The sequence below is a fragment of the Streptomyces globisporus C-1027 genome, from assembly GCF_000261345.2.
In the GTDB taxonomy this organism is placed as follows: Bacteria; Actinomycetota; Actinomycetes; order Streptomycetales; family Streptomycetaceae; genus Streptomyces; species Streptomyces pakalii.
The window spans coordinates 3881067-3901407 of record NZ_CP013738.1 but is presented as its reverse complement, the minus strand read 5'-3'; the positions used below and the strand labels follow the sequence as shown (position 1 = coordinate 3901407).

Below are 20341 nucleotides of genomic sequence, written 5' to 3'. Positions count from 1 at the left end.
CTCCCCTCCGCTCTTCCCTGGCGCTGATCCGCGGGATAACGTGCCGTTGTTCCGGCGGCCTGCAAGGCTGTTTCCAGTGCCCTGACCAGCAGCGCTTCGCGTTTTTTTCGATTTACTTGGAAATCCAAGCAAAATCGCAGGTCAGAGAGGGTTTCGCAGTTATGCGATGCACTGGGTAACGTGCCTATGACAGGGCGCTCGCCGGGGCACCTGTCACGCCTGATCCCGGCCCGACCGGCACCCACCCCGTGCACGGCTGTCGGGTTCAGGCGAGCCGCACTGGTTTCCCGGCAGACCCCGGGGGCCGGACCGACGGAGGAGCACGCACGTGACCGTGGAGAGCACTGCCGCCGCGCGTAAACCGCGACGCGCCAGCAAGCGGACCAGCGCCGCGAAGAAGCCGCAGAGCGCCGAGCCCCAGCTCGTACAGCTGCTGACGCCCGAGGGCGAGCGCGTCGAGCACCCGGACTACAGCATCGACCTGAGCGCGGAAGAGCTGCGCGGCCTGTACCGGGACATGGTGCTCACCCGCCGCTTCGACGCCGAGGCGACCGCCCTCCAGCGTCAGGGCGAGCTGGGCCTGTGGGCCTCGCTGCTCGGCCAGGAGGCCGCCCAGATCGGCAGTGGCCGCGCCCTGCGCGACGACGACTACGTCTTCCCGACCTACCGGGAGCACGGCGTCGCCTGGTGCCGCGGCGTCGACCCGACCAACCTGCTCGGCATGTTCCGCGGCGTGAACCACGGCGGCTGGGACCCGAACAGCAACAACTTCCACCTGTACACGATCGTCATCGGCTCGCAGACGCTGCACGCCACCGGCTACGCCATGGGCGTCGCCAAGGACGGTGCGGACTCCGCCGTGATCGCGTACTTCGGTGACGGCGCCTCCAGCCAGGGAGACGTCGCCGAGTCCTTCACCTTCTCCGCGGTCTACAACGCCCCCGTCGTCTTCTTCTGCCAGAACAACCAGTGGGCCATCTCCGAGCCCACCGAGCGCCAGACCCGCGTGCCGCTCTACCAGCGCGCCCAGGGCTTCGGCTTCCCCGGCGTCCGCGTCGACGGCAACGACGTCCTCGCCTGCCTCGCCGTCACCCGCACCGCGCTGGAGCGGGCGCGCCGCGGCGAGGGCCCGACCCTCGTCGAGGCGTTCACCTACCGCATGGGCGCCCACACCACCTCCGACGACCCGACGAAGTACCGGGCCGACGAGGAGCGGGCCGCCTGGGAGGCCAAGGACCCGATCCTGCGGCTGCGGACGTACCTGGAGAAGGCCGGCCACGCCGACGAGGCGTTCTTCACCGCCCTGGAGGAGGAGAGCGAGACCCTCGGCAAGCGGGTACGGGAAGCGGTACGTGCGATGCCCGACCCGGAGCCGCTGGCCCTGTTCGAGCACGCCTACGCCGACGGCAACTCCCTCGTGGACGAGGAGCGCGCCCAGTTCGCCGCCTACCAGGCATCGTTCGCCGACTCTGTCGAGGAGGGCAAGTAGCCATGGCCGTGGAAAAGATGTCCATCGCGAAAGCGCTCAACGAGTCGCTCCGCCTCGCCCTCGACACCGACCCCAAGGTCCTCATCATGGGTGAGGACGTCGGCAAGCTCGGCGGCGTCTTCCGGATCACCGACGGGCTCCAGAAGGACTTCGGCGAGGACCGGGTGATCGACACCCCGCTGGCCGAGTCCGGCATCGTCGGCACGGCGATCGGCCTGGCCCTGCGCGGCTACCGCCCCATCGTCGAGATCCAGTTCGACGGCTTCGTCTTCCCCGCGTACGACCAGATCGTCACGCAGCTCGCCAAGATGCACGCCCGCGCGCTCGGCAAGGTCAAGCTGCCGGTCGTCGTGCGCATTCCGTACGGCGGCGGCATCGGCGCGGTCGAGCACCACAGCGAGTCCCCCGAGGCGCTCTTCGCGCACGTCGCGGGCCTGAAGGTGGTCTCGCCGTCCAACGCGAGCGACGCGTACTGGATGATGCAGCAGGCCGTCCAGAGCGACGACCCGGTCATCTTCTTCGAGCCCAAGCGGCGCTACTGGGACAAGGGCGAGGTCGACACCGAGTCCATCCCCGGCCCGCTGCACAGGGCCGTGACCGCCCGCGAGGGCGGCGACCTCACGCTCGTCGCGTACGGGCCGATGGTCAAGGTCTGCCTGGAGGCGGCCGCGGCCGCCCAGGAGGAGGGCAAGTCGATCGAGGTCCTGGACCTGCGCTCGATGGCCCCGATCGACTTCGACGCCATCCAGAGGTCGGCGGAGAAGACCGGCCGGGTCGTGGTCGTCCACGAGGCGCCCGTCTTCTACGGCTCCGGCGCGGAGATCGCCGCCCGGATCACCGAGCGCTGCTTCTACCACCTCGAAGCCCCCGTGCTGCGGGTCGGCGGTTACAGCGTGCCCTACCCGCCGGCCCGGCTGGAGGACGAGTACCTGCCCGGCCTGGACCGGGTGCTCGACGCCGTCGACCGCTCGCTGGCGTTCTGAGGAGAGGGTTCGTGACGACGATGACCGAAACGTCTGCTCGCTTCCGTGAGTTCAAGATGCCCGACGTGGGCGAAGGACTGACCGAGGCCGAGATCCTCAAGTGGTTCGTCCAGCCCGGCGACACCGTCACCGACGGCCAGGTCGTGTGCGAGGTCGAGACCGCGAAGGCGGCCGTCGAGCTGCCGATCCCGTTCGACGGGGTGGTGCACGAGCTGCGCTTCCCCGAGGGCACGACCGTCGATGTCGGCCAGGTGATCATCGCGATCGACGTGGCCCCGGGCAGCGGCGACGCGCCCGCTCCGGCCGCCGCCGCTCCGGCGCAGGAGCCGGTGGAGGCGCCGGAGGCCGAGGCCGAGCCGAAGGGCCGCACGCCGGTCCTGGTGGGCTACGGGGTCGCCGAGTCCTCCACCAAGCGCCGCCCGCGCAAGGGGACGGCCGTCGCTCCGGAGGCCGCCGCCGTCGCGGCGGCGGTGCAGGCCGAGCTGAACGGACACGGGGCGCCCGCTCCCGCTCCGGCGGCGACCGCACCGGCCGGTGCTCCGGCAGGGGGCCGCCCGCTCGCCAAGCCCCCGGTCCGCAAGCTGGCCAAGGACCTGGGCATCGACCTGGCGACGGTGGTGCCGACCGGCAAGGACGGCATCATCACCCGCGAGGACGTCCACGCGGCGGCGGCTCCGGCCGCTGCCGAGGCTCCCGCGGCGGTCGCGTCCCCGGTGGCCCCCGAGGCCCCGGCAGCGGCTGTCCCCGCAGCTGTCCCCGACTCCGCCCGCGAGACCCGTATCCCGGTCAAGGGCGTCCGCAAGGCCATCGCGCAGGCGATGGTGGGCAGCGCGTTCACCGCGCCGCACGTCACCGAGTTCGTCACGGTCGACGTGACGCGCACGATGAAGCTCGTGGCCGAGCTCAAGGAGGACAAGGACATGGCGGGGGTGCGGGTCAACCCGCTCCTCGTCATCGCCAAGGCCCTCCTCGTCGCGATCAAGCGGAACCCCGAGGTCAACGCCGCCTGGGACGAGGCGAACCAGGAGATCGTGCAGAAGCACTACGTCAACCTGGGCATCGCGGCGGCCACCCCGCGCGGTCTCATCGTGCCGAACATCAAGGACGCGCACGACAAGACGCTGCCGCAGCTCGCGGAGGCGCTGGGCGAGCTGGTCACCACGGCCCGGGACGGCAAGACGTCCCCGGCCGCGATGGCCGGCGGCACGGTGACCATCACCAACGTCGGCGTCTTCGGCGTCGACACCGGTACGCCGATCCTCAACCCGGGCGAGTCCGCGATCCTGGCGGTCGGCGCGATCAAGCTCCAGCCGTGGGTCCACAAGGGCAAGGTGAAGCCGCGTCAGGTCACCACGCTGGCCCTGTCGTTCGACCACCGCCTGGTCGACGGCGAACTGGGCTCCAAGGTGCTGGCCGATGTGGCGGCGATCCTGGAGCAGCCGAAGCGGCTCATCACCTGGGCCTGATCGACGAACGGAAGAAGGGTGCGGCCACCGTCGGTGGCCGCACCCTTCTGTCATGCCCGGTGCCGGATCAGTCGCGCTGTGCGCCCTGGGGCAGCGTGCGCAGCTTCATGGTCGACGCGGTGCTGGAACCGTAGTAGTAGTCGAGCAGCTTGGCCGCGTCGTTGTAGCGGTCGGTGCCGTTCAGGATGACGCCGACGTACGTCTTGTCGCCCCGGGTGGCGGCGAAGATGAGGCAGGGACCCGCCGCGGTGCCGGTGCCGGTCTTGATGCCGACGGCGCCGCTGTAGGAGCCGAGCAGCTGGTTGGTGTTGTACCAGGTGTACGTGCGGGTCCCGCCGTTGCCGGCCGTCACGGGGGCCACGTACTTGGTGGTGCTCATGATGCCGCGCAGGGTCGAGCCCCGCATCGCGTAGCTGGCGAGCTGCGCGAGGTCGCGCGGGGTCGAGTAGTTGTTCCCGGCCGCCGAAATGCCGTCGAACGAGTCGAACTTGGTGTTGGTCATCCCGAGCGAGGCGGCCTTGGCGTTCATCTGGCCGATGAACTGCTTGGTCCGGGCGGCCCGGGTGGAGCCCACGCCGAAGGTGTCGGCGAGCGCGTACGCCGCGTCGCAGCCGGACGGAAGCATCAGGGCGTGCAGCAGCTGACGGACCGTCGCCTTGTCGCCGGTCCGCAGATCCGCCGTGCTGGCGCCCTGGGCCGTGACGTAGTCGCGGTAGGCCTGCGAGATGGTCACCTTGCGGGACAGATCGACGCCGGGGGTGTTGAGGACCACGGCGGCGGTCATGACCTTGGTGGTGCTGGCCATCTGCCGCTTGATGTCGGCGGCCTTGCCGTACTTCTTGGCGCCGGTCGCCCGGTCCTGCAGGAACGCGCCCTTGGCGCTGAGCGTCGGCAGGGCGGCAGCGGCCTGGGCGGGCGACGCGAGGGGCATGACCCCGAGCATCACGCCTCCGGATACGACGGCTGCGACGACCGAGTTGCGCAGGCGCTTGCCGCGGGCCTGGTGACCGGCCACGGGGCGGGTCTTGTGGCTCGATATCAATGAACGCTCCGATTCCGCGAATGCATTGAGGGACCGGCCAGATGGAGAGGCCCCGATACGAGACTCATGACCGGCCCGCAAGGATGTACGCAGCCATGGCAAAGAATCCGGCTGACCCCTGATGCGTGGGCCCGCACGGCGACCGCGCGGGCCCACCGGCCTTCTCGGCTGTCCCGGGGCGGAGGCCCTACTTCTTGAAGCCGTAGTCCATCAGCTTCTTCGCGTCGGCGGTGCGGTTCGCCTCGGAGGTGGACGTGAGCACCGTGCCGATGACCGTCTTGCCCTTGCGGGTCGCCGCGAAGACCAGGCAGTACTTGGCGGTCGGGCCGGAGCCGGTCTTGACGCCGGTCGCGCCGCTGTAACTGCCGAGCAGCTTGTTGGTGTTGGTCCACGACATGTAGCGGTAGCCGCCGCTCTTCGTGGTCACCTTCTGCTTCGTCGACTTGCTCTTGACGATCGAGCGGAACGTGGAGTTCTTCATCGCCTTGCTGGCGATCTTCGTCAGGTCACGGGGAGTGGAGTAGTTGCTGCCGCTCCCGATGCCGTCGAACGAGTCGAAGCGGGTGTTCTTCAGCTTGAGGCTCTTCGCCGTGGAGTTCATCTTGCCGATGAACGACTTCACCCGGGCTGCACGGGTCGAGCCGGAGCCGAACTTGTCGGCCAGGGCGTACGCGGCGTCGCAGCCGGAGGGGAGCATCAGGCCGTAGAGGAGCTGGCCCACCGTCACCTTGTCGCCCACGATGAGCCGGGCGGACGAGGCGTTCTTCGAGACGATGTAGTCGCTGTACGCCTTCTGGATCGTGACCTTGGACTTCAGGTTCACGTTCTTCTGGGACAGGACGACCAGCGCCGTCATGATCTTCGTGGTCGAACCGGTGGCCCGGCGGGTGTCCGCGGACTTGGTGAAGAGGGTCTTCCCGGTGCCGTCGTTCATCAGGAAGCCGCCCTTGGCGACGATCTTCGGAGCCGGCGGCGTGGCGGCGTGTGCCGTGGAGGCGAAGGCGCTGCCCGCGAGCACCGCACCGGCGGTGAGCGTCACGGTGGCCGTGACGGAGACGCGATTGATGCGCTTGATGCCGATTTTCAACTGAATGCTCCCAAATGCCCCTGATATGCGGCCACATAAGGGTGCCGCTCGTGGAGGAGACTCCTGAGGAGGGGCAAGGGATGTGTTACCGAACGGGTGAATTTGCGCAGGCTTGACCTTGGGCCGTCGGCGCGCAGCAGCCCTTCCCGCGCCATGCGTCGCGGCCCTCCTTGATCGCGATGCCGGCGATGGCGAGGGCGGCCACCGGGTCCGCCCAGGACCAGCCGAACGCCGCGTTGAGGATCAGGCCGACGAGCAGGACGGCGGAGAGGTACGTGCACAGCAGGGTCTGCTTCGAGTCGGCGACGGCGGACGCGGAGCCGATCTCGCGTCCCGCGCGCCGCTGGGCGGCCGACAGGAACGGCATGATCGCCAGTGAGATCGCGGCGATGACGATGCCGAGCGGGGAGGGTTCGGCCTCGCCGGTCCCGGCCAGCGCGCGGACCGCGTCGACGGCGACGTACGCGGCGAGGGCGAGGAACGACACGGCGATGATTCGCAGGGCCGTCCTCTCCCGGGCCTCGCGCACCGCGTGCTCGCGGGCGGAGAACTGCCAGGCGACCGCGGCGGCGGAGGAGACCTCGATGACGGAGTCCAGGCCGAAGCCGATCAGCGCGCTGGAGGAGGCGAGCGTTCCGGCGGTGAGGGCGACGACCGCCTCGATGACGTTGTAGGCGATGGTGGCGGCGACCAGCAGCCGTATCCGGCGGGCGAGGGCGTCCCGGCGGGCCGGCGAGGGGCCGAGGGAGAGCGTGGTCATCAGCAGCACCCTTCCGTCTCGGCGTCCGGGCAGGTGCGGTCGGTCTCGACGGCCACCACCGCGGTGCGCAGATCGTTCAGGGCGGTACCGAGGCGCTCGTCGGCGAGTTCGTAGCGCGTGCGGCGGCCGTCCGGCGAGGTGACGACGAGGCCGCAGTCGCGCAGGCAGGCCAGGTGGTTGGAGAGCCGGGTGCGCGAGATGCCCAGCGCTGCGGCGAGGTCGGAGGGGTACGCGGGCGCCTCGCGGAGCGCGAGCAGGAGGCGGCAGCGGATCGGGTCGGCGAGCGCGCGGCCGAACCGTGCGAGCACCTCGATGTCGGAAGCGACGGTCAGCATGGCGTGACAGTACAGCGATTCCTGAATTCAAGGAAGTCTGAACTATGTCTGCCTCTCCGGGCGTTGCGGAGGTCCAGAATCCGGACGCCGGCCCCCATGCGTGCATGTTGTATCTATGCTGTGCGCATGCCTGCCGCATCCTCCGCCCCCGTACGGTCCGCCCCCTCCTCCCTCAAGCGCCCGCCCGCCGCCGAGCGGGTCTACACGCACATCAAGGAAGCCGTCCTGGAACGGCGTTACGAGGGCGGGACGCTGCTCACCGAAGGGGATCTGGCGGACGCGGTCGGGGTCTCGCGGACGCCCGTGCGCGAGGCGCTGCTGCGGCTGGAGGTCGAGGGGCTGATCAAGCTCTACCCGAAGAAGGGGGCGCTCGTCCTCGCCGTCTCCGCGCAGGAGATCAAGGACGTGGTGGAGACCCGGCTGCTGGTCGAGGAGTTCGCGGCGCGCAAGGCCGTGCCCGCGTCCCCGCAGCTGATCGAGCGCCTGGAACAGCTCCTGGAGGAGCAGCGGCAGCTGGCGGAGGCCGGCGATCTGGCAGCGGTGGCCGTCACGGATCGCTGTTTCCACGCGGAGATCGTCAAATACGCGGGCAACGAGATCCTCTCGCGCCTCTACGACCAGCTGCGCGACCGTCAGTTGCGCATGGGCGTCGCGGTGATGGAGGCGCACCCGGGCAGGATCGAGGCCAACATCACCGAGCACGGTGAGCTGCTGGAGGCGATCCGGGCCGGGGACGCCGACGGGGCGGCCCTGGTCGTGCGCCGCCATGTCGGCCGGGTGCGGGAGCTCGTGCGGGGTGAGGACCGGTGAGTTCGGCCGCCCCCACGCTCTCCCTGCCCGGTGACCCGCCCGGCGGCCGGCGCGCCGCCTGGGTCTGGGGCATCGGCGTCGCCGTCTACTTCGTCGCGATCATCTTCCGGACGAGCCTGGGCGTCGCCGGACTCGACGCCGCCGACCGGTTCGACGTCAACGCCTCGGCGCTCTCCACGTTCTCCATCCTCCAGCTCCTGGTCTACGCGGGCATGCAGATACCCGTCGGGCTGATGGTCGACCGGCTCGGCACCAAGAAGGTCCTCACCATCGGGGTCGTGCTGTTCACCGCCGGACAGCTCGGCTTCGCGCTCTCCCCCTCGTACGGGATGGCGCTGGCCGCGCGCGCCCTGCTCGGCTGCGGCGACGCGATGACGTTCATCAGCGTGCTGCGGCTCGGCAGCCGCTGGTTCCCGGCCCGGCGCGGACCGCTGATCGGGCAGGTCGCCGCGCTGTTCGGGATGGCGGGCAACCTCGTCTCGACACTGTTCATCGCGCGGGCGCTGCACAGCTACGGCTGGACCACGACGTTCGTGGGCAGTTCGCTGGCGGGCGTCGTGGTGCTGGTGCTGCTCCTGCTGTTCCTGAAGGACCATCCCGAGGGCCATGAGCCGCCGCCCGCCGAGCACGCCGGGGCCGCGTACGTCCGCCGGCAGATCGCCGCCGCCTGGCGGGAGCCGGGGACCCGGCTCGGGATGTGGGTGCACTTCACCACCCAGTTCCCGGCGATGGTGTTCCTGCTGCTGTGGGGAATGCCGTTCCTGGTCGAGGCGCAGGAGCTGAGCCGGGGCACGGCGGGCGCGCTGCTCACCCTGGTGGTGCTGTCCAACATGGTGGTCGGGCTCGTCTACGGGCAGATCATCGCCCGCCACCACGAGGCGCGGACCCCGATCGCGCTCGGCACGGTGGCGACGACGGCCCTGCTCTGGGCGTCCGCGATCTTCTACCCGGCCGACCACACGCCGATGTGGCTGCTGATCGTCCTGTGCCTGGTGCTGGGCGCCTGCGGACCGGCCTCGATGGTCGGCTTCGACTTCGCCCGCCCGGCCAACCCGCCCGAGCGCCAGGGCACCGCCTCCGGCATCGTCAACATGGGCGGGTTCGTCGCCTCGATGACCACCCTGCTGGCCGTCGGGGTCCTGCTGGACGCCACCGGCGACAACTACCGCGTCGCGTTCGCCTCGGTCTTCGTCCTGGAGGCGTTCGGCGTCGCCCAGATCCTGCGGCTGCGCCGACGGGCCGCCCTCAGGGAACGCGAGCACCACGTGGTCAGCCGCGTCGAGGCCGTGCACGTGCCCGCGTAGCCCTCACCCCCGGGGCGCGGGCACGTGCCCGTGAAGCGGTAACGGGGTCACGGGGTCACGGCGAAGTTGTCCAGGATCGCCGTGGCCAGCTCCTGGTCGCCCTCGACCTTGATCCGGTCGGCGACGGCCGCGTGACGGACCCGGCCGCAGGCGAGGCGTACGTACGTCTCCCAGTCCAGCGACAGCGTCACGGCGGGGCCCAGCGACGGTGCGCCGTCGATCGAACCGCGGCCCTCCGCGTCGACCCGGACCGTCCGCAGGAACTCCACCGGGCCGTGCACGTCGAAGACGACCGCGGAGTTCGCGGGGGCGCCGGCGCTCTTGGCGACCACCTTCGGCAGCCCGAGGAGCAGCATGTCGCGGGTGATCAGGGCGCCGGGGGAGTCCAGGTTGCCCGGCTGGCCGAGGGTCGTGCGCAGGTCCTGTTCGTGCACCCACACGTCGAAGGCCCGCAGATTCAGTGCCGTTTCGAGGGTCTGCTCGGCGCCCAGGGGCGCGCGGACCTTGGTCTCGGGGCTGCGCGACTCGTTGCGGATCTGGCGGGCCCGGCGGATGAGGACGTACTCCAGCTCGGCGGTGATCTCCGGGGAGGTGTGGTGCCGCCGGACGTCGACCTGCATCTCCATGTAGCGGGCGAAGTCGCTCTGCACGTGGTAGAGGTCGCGCGGCAAGGTGTGGATCGGCCGGGGATCGCCGAGCATCTCGCACTCCATGCCGATGACGTGCGACACGATGTCGCGCACCGACCACCCCGGGCAGGGGGTACGCCGGTTCCACTCGCTCTCGGGAAGGGGCTTCACCAGCTCGGCTATCGCCTCGATGGAGTGGGTCGCGGCGTCGGTGTAGGGCTGGAGGCTGGGATGGACGGTCACGGGACCCCTCGTGCGGTTCTGCGGTGCATGGGCTGGAGAGAGCAGGGAGTGCTGGCGGGTGGGCCGGCTCTGACGGCACTGTCGGCGAGCTGCGTGGGAGGTTCGGTGGCTAAGTTACGCTGCGAGCAGGCACCCCGGCAGTGCTTTCGTGTGACGATCGTAGGCCCGTGTTGACGGCTTGAATGCCAGGACGGTGGTAGTGTGCGCGCCTCCCTCATCCAGATCGCAGTAGACCCGGACGAATCCGTCGAGGCCCGCAGAGTGCGAGCGGCCTCTCTGGTGGTCGCCCAGCGCGGCGCCGACCTGGTGGTTCTTCCCGAACTCTGGCCGGTCGGGGCGTTCGCCTACACCGCCTTCGAGGCGGAGGCCGAGCCGTTGGAGGGCCCCACGCACGAGGCGATGGCCAAGGCGGCGGCCGAGGCCGGTGTCTGGCTGCACGCGGGCTCCTTCGTCGAACGCGCGGACGACGGCACCCTCTACAACACCAGCCTGGTCTTCTCGCCCGAGGGTGAGCGCGCGGCCGCCTACCGCAAGATCCACCGCTTCGGTTTCGACCAGGGCGAGGCGGTGATGATGGGCGCGGGCGAGGAGCTGGTGACCGTCGCCCTGCCGGACACCACCCTGGGCCTCGCCACCTGTTACGACCTCCGCTTCCCCGAGCAGTTCCGGGGCCTCGTCGACGCGGGCGCCGAGACGCTCGTCGTCGCGGCGGGCTGGCCCGAGCGCCGCCGCTCCCACTGGACGCTCCTGGCGCAGGCCCGCGCCGTGGAGAACCAGGCGTACGTGCTCGCCGTCGGCACGGCGGGCACCCACGGCGACATCCAGCAGGCCGGCCACAGCATCGTCGTCGACCCCTGGGGCGAGGTGCTGGCCCAGGCGGGCGCGGACGAGGAGGTCCTGACCGTCGAGCTGGACGCGGACAAGGTACGCGCGACCCGGGACCAGTTCCCGGCCCTGAAGGACCGCCGCCTGGGACTCACGTCACCGCTCTGAGGGCCGCGCGACGGTGTTCCGAGGGCGCCCGGCGGCTCCGCCCACGTTTCACGTGAAACAACAGGCCGCCGCGCCCGCGCGGGCGCTCAGCCCCCGCTCTCCTTGTCCGCCAGCACGATCACGCACATCGCCACGGCGATGAGCAGCGCGGTGTCGGCGTCGTCCCGGACGACGTCGATGCCGTACGTGTCCCGGAGGGTCAGCCAGCGGCGCGAGATCTGGGCCAGCAGCTCACCGTCGTACTCGATGGCGAACTCGCGGTCCAGGATCTTGCCGCTGACGTCCAGCTCCGTACCGTCCACCAGCGTCACCCGGTAGTGGTTGCGGAGCAGCGACAGCCGCTTGCGCTTGACCTTGGCCAGCTCCTCGCCGCCGCGCTCGATGAGCATCGTGTCGCGCAGGCTGATCAGCTTCTGCCGCAGCTCGACCAGGACCCGGCCGTCGGCGTCCTTCAGCTCGAAGGTGTCGCGCAGCCGCATCGCCTTGCCGTCGACCAGGAAGACCTTCCGGCCCCCGTCGTCCTCGATCCAGTAGTCGTCGCCGATGGCGAACATCCGCTCACGTACGAGAAGTCTCATGGGGCTCAGGTTCCCCCGGGGCCCGGCGGAATGCGCGCAGGCCGGGACGGTGTTGACTGGTGACATGGCAACACGTGCACGCGTCCGCGCCCCCGAACTCATCGGCAAGGGCGGCTGGCTCAATACAGGCGACCAGCAGTACACCCTCGCTGACCTGCGAGGACGCATCGTCATCCTCGACTTCTGGACGTTCTGCTGTGTGAACTGTCTGCATGTCCTGGACGAGCTGCGCGAGCTGGAGGAGAAGCACCGCGACACCGTGGTGATCATCGGCGTCCACTCGCCCAAGTTCGTCCACGAGGCCGAGCACCAGGCCGTCGTCGACGCCGTCGAACGCTACGAGGTCCACCACCCCGTCCTCGACGACCCCGAGCTGGCCACCTGGAAGCAGTACGCCGTCCGCGCCTGGCCGACGCTCGTCGTGATCGACCCCGAGGGCTATGTCGTCGCCCAGCACGCGGGCGAGGGCCACGCGCACGCCATCGAGAAGCTCGTCGAGGAGCTGGAGGCCGAGCACGGGGCCAAGGGCACGCTCCGCCGCGGCGACGGCCCCTACGTCGCGCCCGAGCCCGTCGCCACGCATCTGCGCTTCCCCGGCAAGGCGCTGCTCCTGCCGGACGGCGGCTTCCTGGTCTCCGACACCACCCGGCACCGCCTGGTCGAGCTGGACGCCGACGGCGAGACCGTGCGACGCCACTTCGGCACCGGCGAACGCGGGTTGAGCGACGGCGGCCCGGGCGAGGCCCGGTTCAGCGAACCGCAGGGGCTCGCCGTGCTGCCGGACGGCCGCGTCGCCGTCGCGGACACCGTCAACCACGCGATCCGCGCGCTGGACCTGACGACCGGGGTGACCAGCACCCTCGCCGGGACCGGCCGCCAGTGGTGGCAGGGGACCCCGACCAGCGGCCCGGCACGCGGGGTGGACCTCTCCTCGCCGTGGGACGTGGCGTGGTTCGGCGACCGGCTGTGGATCGCCATGGCGGGCGTGCACCAGCTGTGGACGTACGACCCCGAGAGCGCGACCGTACGCGTCGCCGCCGGGACCACCAACGAGGGCCTGGTCGACGGGCCGGCCGCCGAGGCCTGGTTCGCCCAGCCGTCCGGGCTCGCCGTCTCCGCCGACGGGGAGCGGCTCTGGGTCGCCGACTCGGAGACCTCCGCACTGCGCTGGGTCGACCGCGACGAGCACGTCCACACCGCCGTCGGCACCGGCCTCTTCGACTTCGGCCACCGGGACGGGGCGGCCGACCAGGCGCTCCTGCAGCACCCGATCGGCGTGACCGCGCTGCCCGACGGGTCCGTCGCGATCAGCGACACGTACAACCACGCCCTGCGCCGGTACGACCCGGCGTCCGGCGAGGTCACCACGCTGGCCACCGATGTGCGCGAGCCCAGCGACGCGGTGCTGGTCGACAGCGATCTCGTCGTCGTCGAGTCGGCCCGCCACCGGCTGACCCGCCTCCGGCTGCCCGAGGAGGCGGTCCAGGTCGCCGACCAGGCGCACCGCACCCAGCGGGCCGCCACCGAGATCGCCCCGGGCACCCTCCGCCTCGACGTGGTCTTCCAGGCGCCCGCCGGGCAGAAGCTGGACACCCGCTACGGTCCCTCGACCCGGCTCCTGGTCTCCGCCACCCCGCCCGAGCTGCTGGCGGACGGCTCCGGCGCGGGGACGGACCTCGGGCGCGATCTGGCCCTCGCCGACGGGGTGACCGAGGGCGTGCTGCACGTCTCCGCGATGGCGGCGTCCTGCGACGACGACCCGGCCAACGAGTACCCGGCCTGCCATGTGCACCAGCAGGACTGGGGGGTGCCGGTCCGAGTCACCGCGGCGGGCGATGCACGGCTGGCGCTGGTGCTCGCCGGGATGGACGAGCAGGGCTGACGCGCCGGACGGGTCGCCCCCGCGCGGGGCGACCCGGAGCGTCAGCCTCTACTGGTAGTGCTGCTGGTCGTCCTGGACGACCGTGGTGGTCGGCGGCACGACCATCCGGCGGCGCCGCGCGATGCTCATGTAGACGAAGACCCCGATGAGGCCGACGAGCATCATGATCCAGCCGACCAGGTCGATGTTGATGCCGTCGGCCTGCCAGTCGGTGGCGAACGCCAGGATCGCGCCCGCACCGATCAGGAGAATGCATCCTCCGAGTCCCATGATTCCCGCCTCCTCGACCGCCCGGTGAGTCCGGGCCGGTGTACGACTCGCGTACCCGGCCCGGCAACAACCATGTGCGCGGAGGCGGTTGGGCGTTTCCCGGTCAGCCGGCCAGGAACGCGGTGAGCGCGTTGGCCAGCAGATACGGGTCGTCCGCACCGCACAGCTCACGGGCGCTGTGCATCGAGAGGATCGCCACGCCGATGTCCACCGTCTGGATGCCGTGCCGGGCGGCGGTGATCGGCCCGATGGTCGTGCCGCAGGGCATCGCGTTGTTGGACACGAAGCTCTGCCACGGCACGCCCGCCTTCTCGCAGGCCGCGGCGAACACCGCCCGGCCGCTGCCGTCGGTGGCGTACCGCATGTTGACGTTGACCTTGAGGATCGGCCCGCCGTTGGCGACCGGGTGGTGCGTCGGGTCGTGCCGCTCCGCGTAGTTGGGGTGCACGGCGTGGCCGGTGTCGGAGGAGAGGCAGACGGTCCCGGCGAAGGCGCGGGCGCGGTCCTCGTACGTGCCGCCGCGCGCGAACACCGAGCGCTCCAGCACCGAGCCGAGCAGCGGCCCGTCGGCGCCGGTGTCGGACTGCGAACCGTTCTCCTCGTGGTCGAAGGCCGCGAACACCGGGATGTACGGGATGTCGGCGTCGGGGAGTCCCGCGACGGCGGCCAGGGCGGCGGTCGCGGCGTGCACCGAGAGGAGGTTGTCCATCCGGGGCCCGGCCACCAGCTCCCGGTCCCGGCCCAGGTATGAGGGCGGCTCGATGGCGTGCGGCATCAGGTCCCAGCCGGTGACGTCCTCCGCGTCGACGCCCGCCTCCTCCGCGACGAAGCGGATCAGGTCGCCCTCCTCCACATCGCCGAGTCCCCAGATCGGCTGCATGTGCTTCTGGCGGTCGAGCTTGAGCCCCTCGGTGTTGGCCGACCGGTCCAGGTGGACGGCCAGCTGCGGCACCCGCAGCAGCGCCCGGTCGATGTTGACCAGCCGGTGCGTGCCGTCGCGCAGCGAGATCCGCCCGGCCAGGCCCAGATCCCGGTCGAGCCAGGTGTTGAGCAGGGTGCCGCCGTAGACCTCGACGGCGATCTGACGCCAGCCGTGCGCCCCGGTGTCGGGCAGCGGCTTCACCCGGAGGTTCGGGGAGTCGGTGTGCGCCCCCGCGATCCGGAACGGGGTGTGCGCCTCGGCGCCCTCCGGCACGTACCAGGCGACGATCGCCCCGCCGCGCAGCACGTACTTCCCGCCCGCCGAGCCGTCCCAGGCGGCGGTCTCCTCGACCTGCCGGAAGCCGGCCTCCGCCAGCCGGGCGGCGGCGTTGGCCACGGCGTGGTAGGGGGACGGGCTGGCCGCCAGGAAGGTCATCAGGTCATCGGTGTGCGCACGGTCGAACCGGAGAGGGGAACTCATGTTCTTCACTGTAACGAGGACCCGGGGTCCGGTATCCGGTGACCGCGAGATCGGCGGCGCCCCCGCTGTCCGGTCCCCCGGTCGTGCGACAGCGCCGCAGCCCGGACGGTCGGGCGGCGGCGCTGTCGGATGTGCTGAGTTGCTGCGAGGTCCTAGAAGGCGGCCTCGTCCAGCTCCATCAGCGAGTTGTCGATCGACTCGGCGAGCGCGCGCTCGGTCGAGACGCCCGGCAGGACGTTCGCGGCGAAGAACTTCGCGGCGGCGATCTTGCCCTGGTAGAAGGGCACGTCCTTCGCGGAGGCGGTCGGCAGCTTCTCGGCCGCCACGGCCGCGCCCTTGAGCAGCAGGTAGCCGACGACGACATCGCCGGAGGCCATCAGCAGGCGGGTCGTGTTGAGGCCGACCTTGTAGATGTTCTTGACGTCCTCGCCGGTCGCGGTGAGGTCGGTGATCATCGTGCCGACGATCGCCTCCAGGTCCACGGCGGCCTTGGCGAGGGAGTCCAGCGCGGGGGCCAGCTCCTCGTTGCCCTGGGCGCCCGCGAGGAACTTCTTGATCTCCTCGGAGAGCGTGTTGAGCGAGGCGCCCTGGTCGCGGACGATCTTCCGGAAGAAGAAGTCCTGGCCCTGGATCGCGGTGGTGCCCTCGTAGAGGGTGTCGATCTTGGCGTCCCGGATGTACTGCTCGACCGGGTACTCCTGGAGGTAGCCGGAGCCGCCGAAGGTCTGGAGCGACTGCGCGAGCTGCTCGTAGGACTTCTCGGAGCCGTAGCCCTTCACGATCGGCAGCAGCAGGTCGTTGAGGCCGTTCAGCGCCTTGGCGTCCTCGCCCGCGGCCTCCTGCTCCTGGATCGCGTCCTGGACGGAGGCGGTGTACAGCACGAGGGAGCGCATGCCCTCGGCGTACGCCTTCTGCGTCATGAGCGAGCGGCGCACGTCGGGGTGGTGAGTGATGGTGACCTTGGGCGCCGTCTTGTCCATGAAGTTCGCCAGGTCCGGACCCTGGACGCGCTCCTTGGCGTACTCCAGGGCGTTGAGGTAGCCCGTGGAGAGGGTGGCGATGGCCTTCGTGCCGACCATCATGCGGGCGAACTCGATGATGCGGAACATCTGGCGGATGCCGTCGTGCTTGTCACCGATCAGCCAGCCCTTGGCGGGGTGCTGGTCGCCGAACGTCATCTCGCAGGTGTTGGACGCCTTGAGGCCCATCTTGTGCTCGACGTTCGTCGCGTACACGCCGTTGCGTTCGCCCAGCTCGCCGGTCGTCCAGTCGAAGTGGAACTTCGGGACCATGAAGAGCGAGAGGCCCTTGGTGCCCGGTCCGGCGCCCTCGGGGCGGGCCAGCACGTAGTGGATGATGTTCTCGGACATGTCGTGCTCGCCCGAGGTGATGAAGCGCTTCACACCCTCGATGTGCCAGGAGCCGTCCTCCTGCTGCACGGCCTTCGTCCGGCCTGCGCCGACGTCCGAGCCGGCGTCCGGCTCGGTCAGCACCATCGTCGAGCCCCACTGCTTCTCGACGGCGATCTCCGCGATCTTCTTCTGCTCCTCGTTGCCCTCGTCGAAGAGGATGCCGGCGAAGGCCGGGCCGGAGGAGTACATCCACACGGCCGGGTTCGAGCCGAGCAGCAGCTCCGCGTAGCCCCAGATCAGGGAGCGGGGGGAGGTGGTGCCGCCGATCTCCTCGGGCAGGCCCAGACGCCAGTACTCGGAGTCCATGAAGGCCTGGTACGACTTCTTGAAGCTCGCCGGGACCGGGGCGGTCTTGGTCTCCGGGTCGAAGACCGGCGGGTTGCGGTCGGCGTCGGCGAAGGAGTCGGCGAGCTCGTTCTCCGCGAGGCGGGCGACCTCGTCCAGGATGCTCTTCGCGGTGTCGACGTCCATCTCACCGAACGGACCGGCGCCGTACACCTTGTCGCGCCCGAGGACCTCGAAGAGGTTGAACTCGATGTCGCGGAGATTCGACTTGTAGTGCCCCATGGGAAGGCTCCGTAATCAATAGCAGTGGCGCCACAGCGCCCCGGGGAGTGATGCGGGTCGGGCGACAGGCAGGCGTAGGTCTATCAGCTGACCTCTCCGATGATGCTACCCGTCAGTAATAAGGCGCAACCCCTCAAGCCGTAGATGTGTCCGATTACTCTTTGCAGCATGTACGGCTACGACCAGAACCCTGGTGCTCAGCAGCAGATGGGTCAGATGGGTCAGATGGGCCAGATGGGCCAGATGGGCCAGATGGGCCAGATGGGTCAGATGGGTCAGATGGGCGGCGGCTACGGGGAGCAGCCGCTGTATCCCGAACCGTCGCCGCCCTCCCTGGCCGACGCGGTCCGGGCCTTCACCACCGGCTCCCTCTCCGCCGAGGACTTCCAGCAGATCTTCGCGACGACGAAGGTCTACTGCCCGCGCGGCGACAACCCCGGCTTCCTGGCGCTGCACAACACGCAGCAGCCGGTGATCCCGATGTTCACCACGCTCAAGGAACTGCGGCGGTACGCGGGCAAGGAGTCGAAGTACTTCGTGATCACCGGGGCCGAGGTGATCGACCTGCTGCCGACGGGGTACGGCTTCGTCCTGGACATGGAGGGCGACCACCGGATGGTCTTCGACGCCAAGGCCGTCGAGCAGATGGTCGACTTCGCGATGCGCCGTATGTACGGCTAGGGATTCGGGGTGTCCGTGGGTCGCTGACCTGGGATTTCTTCTGTCGGGCGAGGGCCCGCGCCGAGACGGCGCGGGCCCTCGCCCTGTCGGGGCCGCCCTCCGGGAATGCGCGACGCCTTGCAAGATGTTCACCATTCAACTAAATTGATTCCAGAACACTCGCCCGGAGGTGGCTCCCATGCCCGCAGTGACTGTCGACAACCCGCTGACCCTGCCCAAGGTGGCGGCTTCGGGTGACGCCGTGGCCCGTCCCGTGCTCGCCGTCACGACCGCGCCCAGCGGTTTCGAGGGCGAGGGTTTCCCCGTCCGCCGCGCGTTCGCGGGGATCAACTACCGGCACCTCGACCCGTTCATCATGATGGACCAGATGGGTGAGGTCGAGTACGCCGCCGGGGAGCCGAAGGGCACCCCCTGGCACCCGCACCGTGGCTTCGAGACCGTCACGTACCTGATCGACGGGACCTTCATCCACCAGGACTCCAACGGTGGCGGCGGCACCATCGAGAACGGCGACACCCAGTGGATGACCGCCGGCTCGGGCCTGCTGCACATCGAGGCCCCGCCGGAGTCGCTCGTCCAGTCCGGCGGCCTCTTCCACGGCCTCCAGCTCTGGGTGAACCTGCCCAAGGCCGACAAGATGATGAACCCGCGCTACCAGGACATCCGCGGCGGCGAGGTCCAGCTCCTCGCCTCCCCGGACGGCGGCGCGCTGCTCCGCGTCATCGCCGGTGAACTCGACGGCCACCAGGGCCCGGGCATCACCCACACCCCGATCACGATGATCCACGCCACCGTCCGGCCCGGCGCCGAGGTGACCCTGCCGTGGCGCGAGGACTTCAACGGCCTCGCGTACGTCCTGGCCGGGCGCGGCACGGTCGGCGCGGAGCGCCGTCCGATCGCGATGGGCCAGACCGCGGTGTTCGGGGCCGGCGGTTCGCTGACCGTCCGCGCGGACGAGCGGCAGGACGGCCACACCCCGGACCTGGAGGTCGTCCTCCTCGGCGGCCGCCCGATCCGGGAGCCGATGGCCCACTACGGTCCGTTCGTGATGAACAGTCAGGCCGAACTGAAGCAGGCCTTCGAGGACTTCCAGGCCGGCCGGCTGGGCACGGTCCCCGCGGTCCACGGCATGTGACGCATCGTCACCCGTACGGGGGGCGTCGGCGGGCCCGCCGACGCCCCCCGTGATCGGCTGGGAGGGTGCCCGCATCCAAGCCCCTCCTGCCCGACAGCGCCCGCCGCGCCGCCGCCTGGTGCGGTGTGGTCCTGCTCGTGGCGGGCGTCGCCGCCGTCGCGATCTGGCTGGTCGTCGCCCTCAAGACCGCGGTCACCCCGGTGCTGCTGGCCCTGCTCGGCACCGCCCTGCTCGGCCCCGTCCACCGCTGGCTCGTCGCGCGCCGCCTCAACCGTTCGCTGGCCGCGGGGCTGACCTGTGCCGCCCTCGTCGCGGTGGTCGGCGGCGCCGGGTACATCGTCGTCACCGCCCTCGTCGACTCCGGTGACCAGATCGTCGCCTCGCTGAAGGACGCGGGCCAGTGGGTCGTCGACCACCTGGAGATCGCCGGGGCCACGGACGTCGACGATCTGGCCGACAACGCGAAGGGCCTGGTCGAGAAGTTCGGGGCGAGCGCGGCGGGCGGGCTGCTCAGCGGCATCAGCCTGATCGGTTCGCTGGTGGCGACCAGTGTGCTGGCCCTGCTGCTGACGTTCTTCTTCCTGCGCGATTCGGACCGGGCGGTGAACCTGGCCCACACGGTGGCCCCGCGCGGCACGGGGGACCTGGTGGAGGCCATGGGGCGGCGGGCGTTCGAGGCCGTCGAGGGCTTCATGCGCGGCACCACGTTCATCGCCCTGATCGATGCCGTGTGCATCACGGTGGGCCTGCTGATCCTGGACGTGCCGGGGGCGGTGGGGCTCGGCGCGCTGGTCTTCGTCGGGGCGTACATCCCGTACCTGGGGGCGTTCCTCTCCGGCGCGGTGGCGGTGTTGGTCGCGCTGGCCGACCGGGGGTTCGTGATCGCCCTGTGGGCGCTGGGGGTGGTCCTCGCGGTCCAGGTGCTGGAGGGCCATGTGCTCCAGCCGATGATCCAGAGCCGTACGGTCCAGATGCACCCCGCGATGATCATGATCGCCCTGACGGCGGGAGCGAGCGTGGCCGGGCTGATGGGCATGCTGCTGGCGGTCCCGCTCTGCGCGGCGGCTTTCGGCGTCCTGGGCGAACTGCGCGGGAGGCACGGCGGCCCCGAGGACCCCGCCCCGCCGGATACCGACCCCGGCCCGTCGGGCGGCGCCCACCCCAGCCCGTCCGGCGCACCTCCCAGCCCGTCCGGCGCTTGAGGACGGAGCCCTCGCGCTGGTGGGCCCGCGCTTGCTGTGGGCCGGGCCCGGCAGAACCAGCCCGTCCGGCG

The 20341-nt window shown here is 70.6% G+C and carries 19 protein-coding genes; 10 read left to right on the top strand and 9 right to left on the bottom strand.

The annotated features are described in order from the left end of the window. Positions 1 to 328 precede the first annotated feature (328 nt). The 3 genes from pdhA to WQO_RS16880 are packed head-to-tail and all read left to right on the top strand — an operon-like array spanning position 329 to position 3938. Complete coding sequence (pdhA, locus tag WQO_RS16890; RefSeq protein WP_010060318.1) at positions 329 to 1489, top strand: pyruvate dehydrogenase (acetyl-transferring) E1 component subunit alpha; 1161 nt, start codon at positions 329 to 331, stop codon at positions 1487 to 1489. A gap of 2 nt (positions 1490 to 1491) precedes the next feature. Next, positions 1492 to 2472, top strand: coding sequence for an alpha-ketoacid dehydrogenase subunit beta (locus tag WQO_RS16885; protein ID WP_010060316.1), 981 nt, complete (start codon positions 1492 to 1494; stop codon positions 2470 to 2472). An 11-nt stretch (positions 2473 to 2483) separates the two neighbouring features. Then, positions 2484 to 3938: a dihydrolipoamide acetyltransferase family protein gene (locus tag WQO_RS16880; RefSeq protein WP_010060315.1), complete on the top strand. Its 1455-nt coding sequence runs from the start codon at positions 2484 to 2486 to the stop codon at positions 3936 to 3938. A gap of 67 nt (positions 3939 to 4005) precedes the next feature. Here WQO_RS16880 and WQO_RS16875 read toward each other — a convergent pair whose 3' ends face one another. The 4 genes from WQO_RS16875 to WQO_RS16860 form a co-directional block, all read right to left on the bottom strand. Continuing rightward, on the bottom strand, positions 4006 to 4881 hold the full coding sequence (locus WQO_RS16875; protein ID WP_050992303.1) for a D-alanyl-D-alanine carboxypeptidase family protein: 876 nt from the start codon (positions 4879 to 4881) through the stop codon (positions 4006 to 4008). Between the two features lie 286 nt (positions 4882 to 5167). Next, positions 5168 to 6067, bottom strand: a complete 900-nt coding sequence (locus WQO_RS16870; protein WP_010060311.1) for a D-alanyl-D-alanine carboxypeptidase family protein — start codon at positions 6065 to 6067, stop codon at positions 5168 to 5170. Between the two features lie 85 nt (positions 6068 to 6152). Beyond that, a complete protein-coding gene (locus WQO_RS16865; RefSeq protein WP_029182250.1) occupies positions 6153 to 6827 on the bottom strand; it encodes a cation efflux transmembrane domain-containing protein in 675 nt (224 codons plus the stop codon). Beyond that, on the bottom strand, positions 6827 to 7162 hold the full coding sequence (locus tag WQO_RS16860) for an ArsR/SmtB family transcription factor (RefSeq protein ID WP_010060308.1): 336 nt from the start codon (positions 7160 to 7162) through the stop codon (positions 6827 to 6829). The genes WQO_RS16865 and WQO_RS16860 overlap by 1 nt, the downstream gene beginning before the upstream one ends. 126 nt (positions 7163 to 7288) lie before the next feature. On the opposite strand from WQO_RS16860, the gene WQO_RS16855 reads away from it, so the two are divergent. Beyond that, on the top strand, positions 7289 to 7972 hold the full coding sequence (locus WQO_RS16855) for a GntR family transcriptional regulator (protein ID WP_010060307.1): 684 nt from the start codon (positions 7289 to 7291) through the stop codon (positions 7970 to 7972). Further along, entirely contained in the window at positions 7969 to 9276 is a 1308-nt protein-coding gene (locus WQO_RS16850) for an MFS transporter (RefSeq protein ID WP_010060306.1), read from the top strand. Before WQO_RS16855 ends, WQO_RS16850 begins: the two co-directional genes overlap by 4 nt. 47 nt (positions 9277 to 9323) lie before the next feature. On the opposite strand, the gene WQO_RS16845 is transcribed toward WQO_RS16850, so the two are convergent. Then, positions 9324 to 10148: a maleylpyruvate isomerase family mycothiol-dependent enzyme gene (locus WQO_RS16845; RefSeq protein WP_010060305.1), complete on the bottom strand. Its 825-nt coding sequence runs from the start codon at positions 10146 to 10148 to the stop codon at positions 9324 to 9326. A gap of 201 nt (positions 10149 to 10349) precedes the next feature. Between WQO_RS16845 and WQO_RS16840 the strand changes: the two genes are divergently transcribed. Next, positions 10350 to 11141, top strand: coding sequence for a carbon-nitrogen family hydrolase (locus WQO_RS16840; protein WP_010060304.1), 792 nt, complete (start codon positions 10350 to 10352; stop codon positions 11139 to 11141). Positions 11142 to 11227: 86 nt separating this feature from the next. Here the strand turns inward: WQO_RS16840 and WQO_RS16835 are convergent, their stop codons facing one another. After that, positions 11228 to 11719: an LURP-one-related/scramblase family protein gene (locus tag WQO_RS16835; protein ID WP_010060303.1), complete on the bottom strand. Its 492-nt coding sequence runs from the start codon at positions 11717 to 11719 to the stop codon at positions 11228 to 11230. A 64-nt stretch (positions 11720 to 11783) separates the two neighbouring features. Between WQO_RS16835 and WQO_RS16830 the strand changes: the two genes are divergently transcribed. Beyond that, the gene (locus tag WQO_RS16830) at positions 11784 to 13601 is read left to right on the top strand and encodes an NHL domain-containing thioredoxin family protein (protein WP_010060301.1); all 1818 of its coding nucleotides are present in this window, start codon (positions 11784 to 11786) and stop codon (positions 13599 to 13601) included. A gap of 48 nt (positions 13602 to 13649) precedes the next feature. Here the strand turns inward: WQO_RS16830 and WQO_RS16825 are convergent, their stop codons facing one another. The 3 genes from WQO_RS16825 to WQO_RS16815 all read right to left on the bottom strand — a co-directional run bounded on the left by WQO_RS16825 (position 13650) and on the right by WQO_RS16815 (position 17252). Beyond that, the gene (locus WQO_RS16825; RefSeq protein ID WP_010060299.1) at positions 13650 to 13871 is read right to left on the bottom strand and encodes a DUF6458 family protein; all 222 of its coding nucleotides are present in this window, start codon (positions 13869 to 13871) and stop codon (positions 13650 to 13652) included. A 103-nt stretch (positions 13872 to 13974) separates the two neighbouring features. Next, positions 13975 to 15273, bottom strand: a complete 1299-nt coding sequence (locus WQO_RS16820; protein ID WP_010060297.1) for a M18 family aminopeptidase — start codon at positions 15271 to 15273, stop codon at positions 13975 to 13977. Positions 15274 to 15425: 152 nt separating this feature from the next. Then, a complete protein-coding gene (locus tag WQO_RS16815; protein WP_010060295.1) occupies positions 15426 to 17252 on the bottom strand; it encodes an acyl-CoA dehydrogenase in 1827 nt (608 codons plus the stop codon). A gap of 168 nt (positions 17253 to 17420) precedes the next feature. Here WQO_RS16815 and WQO_RS16810 point away from each other — a divergent pair, with 168 nt between their 5' ends. The 3 genes from WQO_RS16810 to WQO_RS16800 all read left to right on the top strand — a co-directional run bounded on the left by WQO_RS16810 (position 17421) and on the right by WQO_RS16800 (position 20270). After that, entirely contained in the window at positions 17421 to 17933 is a 513-nt protein-coding gene (locus tag WQO_RS16810) for an SseB family protein (RefSeq protein ID WP_058954012.1), read from the top strand. A gap of 178 nt (positions 17934 to 18111) precedes the next feature. Beyond that, the gene (locus WQO_RS16805; RefSeq protein WP_010060291.1) at positions 18112 to 19068 is read left to right on the top strand and encodes a pirin family protein; all 957 of its coding nucleotides are present in this window, start codon (positions 18112 to 18114) and stop codon (positions 19066 to 19068) included. A 65-nt stretch (positions 19069 to 19133) separates the two neighbouring features. Beyond that, positions 19134 to 20270, top strand: a complete 1137-nt coding sequence (locus WQO_RS16800; protein ID WP_010060290.1) for an AI-2E family transporter — start codon at positions 19134 to 19136, stop codon at positions 20268 to 20270. Positions 20271 to 20341 lie beyond the last annotated feature (71 nt).